The organism is Methanoculleus sp. UBA413, assembly GCF_002502935.1.
Lineage (GTDB): Archaea > Halobacteriota > Methanomicrobia > Methanomicrobiales > Methanoculleaceae > Methanoculleus > Methanoculleus bourgensis.
This window is the reverse complement of sequence record NZ_DAQR01000003.1, coordinates 1-3,555: the sequence shown is the minus strand read 5'-3', so window position 1 is coordinate 3,555 and position 3,555 is coordinate 1. Positions and strand designations below refer to the sequence as shown.

The 3,555-nt window shown below is 60.6% G+C and carries 5 protein-coding genes and 1 pseudogene; 2 read left to right on the top strand and 4 right to left on the bottom strand.

Annotated elements, in window-relative coordinates:
• Positions 1-239: pseudogene (locus tag BP858_RS00370) on the bottom strand (D-alanine--D-alanine ligase); the annotation flags it as partial.
• Between the two features lie 357 nt (positions 240-596).
• On the opposite strand from BP858_RS00370, the gene BP858_RS00365 reads away from it, so the two are divergent.
• On the top strand, positions 597-773 hold the full coding sequence (locus tag BP858_RS00365; protein WP_074176165.1) for a CxxC-x17-CxxC domain-containing protein: 177 nt from the start codon (positions 597-599) through the stop codon (positions 771-773).
• 41 nt (positions 774-814) lie between these two features.
• On the top strand, positions 815-991 hold the full coding sequence (locus tag BP858_RS00360; protein WP_074175699.1) for a CxxC-x17-CxxC domain-containing protein: 177 nt from the start codon (positions 815-817) through the stop codon (positions 989-991).
• 89 nt (positions 992-1,080) lie between these two features.
• Here the strand turns inward: BP858_RS00360 and BP858_RS00355 are convergent, their stop codons facing one another.
• The 3 genes from BP858_RS00355 to BP858_RS00345 form a co-directional block, all read right to left on the bottom strand.
• Positions 1,081-1,848, bottom strand: a complete 768-nt coding sequence (locus BP858_RS00355; protein WP_062264531.1) for an ABC transporter permease — start codon at positions 1,846-1,848, stop codon at positions 1,081-1,083.
• A 7-nt stretch (positions 1,849-1,855) separates the two neighbouring features.
• Entirely contained in the window at positions 1,856-2,764 is a 909-nt protein-coding gene (locus BP858_RS00350; RefSeq protein ID WP_074175698.1) for an ABC transporter ATP-binding protein, read from the bottom strand.
• A 197-nt stretch (positions 2,765-2,961) separates the two neighbouring features.
• The coding region (locus BP858_RS00345; RefSeq protein ID WP_286878529.1) for an RNA-guided endonuclease TnpB family protein at positions 2,962-3,555 on the bottom strand (594 nt) is incomplete at its 5' end.

Here is a 3,555-nt window from a genome sequence, read left to right as displayed (position 1 = left end):
ACCTTCTCATCAGGCTGGAGATGCAGGACCCGGGTAATCCGGTCGATCTCAGACCTGGTGATCTGCTGGTCGTCGACGACGTCGCCGTCTGTCTTGAGGTAGAGGCGGTTGAAGATACCCTTCCACCAGTCGGATTTCACATGCTCTTCAAGGTCGGGAACCGGACCAAGCGTCCGTTTCTGATGTTTTCCCTTCCGTCTGCTATCAGGGGGTTCGTCTGTGTGGATCTCGTCGGTCATCTGAGCCACTCACCATTGGTCCTGTCTCCGGGATAGAACCGGCATGTTGCCGGAGCGCAAAAGAGGTCGGTTGACGTGTGCCATTGTTGAATGTTATTCGGTAGGACGGCATTGATAAAAGCATTATGTCGCAGTTCCCGCTGCCGCGGGAAACGGCTGGTTTCACGGGGACGTTTCTCCCCCTGAGATCCCTGCCGTCGCGCCGGGGAGATACGATCCAGCGCTCCTCCTGGTGATGGGAGCCGGGTGCGGCAAGGGCATACCGGGATGGCAGGGCCTGCCCGAGATCCGCGAGACACACTTATATATGCACGCAGGTGGTTGTATATGTGCAGACTATCTGCATGGTTGAAGTATATGGATGAGAGATATTCGAGCAGGGGTCCCCGCTCGTACCAGGACCGCCCCCGCGAGTTCCATAAGGCAGTCTGTTCCGACTGCGGCAAAGAATGCGAAGTTCCTTTCAAGCCTACGGAGGGCAGGCCTGTCTATTGCCGCGACTGCCTCCCGAAGCACAGGAAACCCCGCTATTGAGTTGGTTGTGAATACGGTTTCTCAGCGTGAGTGAAATATCAATGGAAGAGAGATATCCTAGCCGGGGTCCGCGGTCGTACCAGAATCGCCCCCGCGAGTTCCACAAGGCAGTCTGCTCCGACTGCGGCAAAGAATGCGAAGTTCCTTTCAAGCCTACGGAGGGGCGGCCCGTCTATTGCCGCGACTGCCTCCCGAAGTACAGGAAACCCAGATTCTAACCTCTTTTTTATACGCACCTGCGATGGTGCGCGCTTTCCCGTGTCTCCTTGCCCGGAGCACCTGCTGTACACGCCTCCTGCCTCTCCGTTCACACGATCAACCGCCTTCTCATCAGCCTGATGGCGAGAAGAAAGAAAAGCACGGTTGCTGCCGCTATCCAGGCGAGGCTGAAGAGGTTTGTCGGCGAGAAGGCCGGGAGCGTGATCGCCCGGTTGATGCTGACGACGTGCGTGAGCGGAAGCGCGGCGAATGCGAAGTACTGGATTGGCTCCGGGAGCAGGTCGAGGGGGAAGAACGTCCCCGAGAAGAGGAACATCGGGGTGATGAAGAGGAATGAGGGGTAGTTCAGCGCATCGATGCCCGGTGTGATCGCCGTGAAGCACATCCCTATGCTGGCAAAGAGCAGGCCCGCGAGGAATGCGAACGGGATGAGGAGCAGGGACGACGGCATCGCCACGACGCCGAAGATAAGGAGCACGGGAAGCATCAGCGTCGCGTATATCATGCCGCGGGTGGCGCCCCAGAGCATCTCCCCGGCGATCACCTCATCAATGCTGACCGGTGTCGCGATGATCGCGTCAAACGTCTTCTGGTAGTACATCCTGACAAACGACGAGTAGGTGCACTCGAAGAAGGATGAGTACATCACCGATATCGAGACGAGCGCCGGTGCGATGAAGACCGGGTAGGGTATTCCGTCGACCGTCTCGATATACGTCCCGAGGCCGAACCCCAATGCCAGGAGGTAGAGGACCGGTTCGATGAAGGGCGGGATGAAGTTCACCCGGTAGGTCCTGAGGAAAGCGTCCAGGTTTCTCTGCCAGACGCTCCGCACCCTGCCGGTGATCTCGATCATCGCTTGTTCACTCCCGCAGGCTCCGGCCGGTCAGCCGCAGAAAGACATCCTCAAGGGTCGCCGGCCGAACCGTCACCGCCGCTTCGTGCCGGCAGACCTCGAGCAGTTCCCGCGCCACGTCGTGGGGGCGGTCCGTGAAGACCTGGAGCAGATCGCCGGCGACGTCGTACGTCACGCCAAGCCCGGTCAGACAGGCGGTCGCTTTCTGTGTCCGCTCCACCTCGACGACGTCGCTCCCGGCATGCTCCCTGATGAGATCCTCCGGGCGACCTTCGACGAGGATCGTTCCCTGGTCCATGATCACCAGCCGGTCGCAGAGTCGTTCTGCTTCGTCCAGGTAGTGGGTGGTGAGGACAAGGGTGTTTCCCGCCGCCTGGAGACTCCTGAGTTTCTCCCAGATCAGATGCCGCGCCTGCGGGTCGAGCCCGATGGTGGGCTCGTCGAGGATGAGGAGTTCCGGCGCATTGATCAGGGCCCGGGCGATGATCAGACGCCGTTTCATGCCGCCCGAGAGTTTGTCGATCAGGACGTCCCGCTTCTCCTCAAGTTGCATGAACGCAAGGAGTTCGTCCGCCCGCTGCTCTGCCTCGTGCTTCGGGATGCCGAAGTAGCGGGCGTAGATCAGCAGGTTCCGGTAGGTCGAGAAATCAGGGTCAAGGTTGTTCTCCTGCGGCACCACGCCGAGGCGGCTCTTGATCTCACGCTGGTGGGAATCCACATCCATGCCGAAGACTTCGAGGGTGCCGCCGGTCTTTGGGGAGACGCACTGGATCATTTTCATGGCCGTCGTCTTCCCGGCCCCGTTTGGCCCGAGAAACCCAAAGACCTCCCCTTTCCTGACCCGGAAGGTGATGCGGTCGACCGCGATGAGGTCCTCAAACCGCTTCTCCAGGTCGCGCGCTACGATGACGTCGATGGTCTCAACCTCCCTATGGTCCAGGGGAGTCGTGCAAATACAACATTCTTTCGCCTGACTGCCACAGCTCTCGCGACCCGGGGAATGGATCTCTCCGGGCGCCGCCCGGGCCCCGGAGATCCGGTAGAATGGGAAGAGATCCTCTGCGCGTGGGCATTCATTTTTGCGGGCACGAAGGGGGTATGGGTGCTGGTGAACTACCCCCCGCTTACGCAGGGGGCTTCCTGCTTCATCCCCCTCCCCATCGGGAGCGGGTCCACAGGCTCTTCGGCGCGTTCCGCGCCTGCTAATGCGAATTGCTTGATATTGATCGCGGCGTTCAGGTCCCGGTCGTGGGTCGTGCCGCAGTCCGGGCATATCCACTCCCGATCCTTCAGCGTCAGGTCGGCCTTCCGGTAGCCGCAGACCGAGCAGGTCTTGGAAGACGGCTCGAAGACCCCGATCCTCAGCAGGGTTTTCCCCGCCTCCCGACACTTGTACGCCAGCATCGCAAGGAATGTTCCCCACCCGGCATCGCTGATCGCTCTCGCGAGAGAGTGGTTCTTCACCATGCCGTCCACGTTCAGGGACTCCACGGCCAGGGCTTGGTTTTCGCGGACCAGTCGAGAAGAGAGCTGGTGCTGGAAGTCCTGCCGTTGGTCGGCAATTTTCTGGTGACACCGGGCGACCTTGAGTCGGGCCTTGTTCCGGTTCTGGGAACCCTTCTGCTTGCGGTCGAGTCGGCGCTGGAGCACGGCCAACCGCACCTGGGCGTTCCTGAGATACTTGGGATTCGCCACCGCATCGCCGGT

Excerpts from the sequence above, each read along its gene's own strand:
- BP858_RS00360 (WP_074175699.1), top strand. The coding sequence starts at position 815 with ATGGAAGAGAGATATCCTAGCCGGGGTCCGCGGTCGTACCAGAATCGC.
- BP858_RS00365 (WP_074176165.1), top strand. The coding sequence starts at position 597 with ATGGATGAGAGATATTCGAGCAGGGGTCCCCGCTCGTACCAGGACCGC.
- BP858_RS00355 (WP_062264531.1), bottom strand. The coding sequence starts at position 1,848 with ATGATCGAGATCACCGGCAGGGTGCGGAGCGTCTGGCAGAGAAACCTG.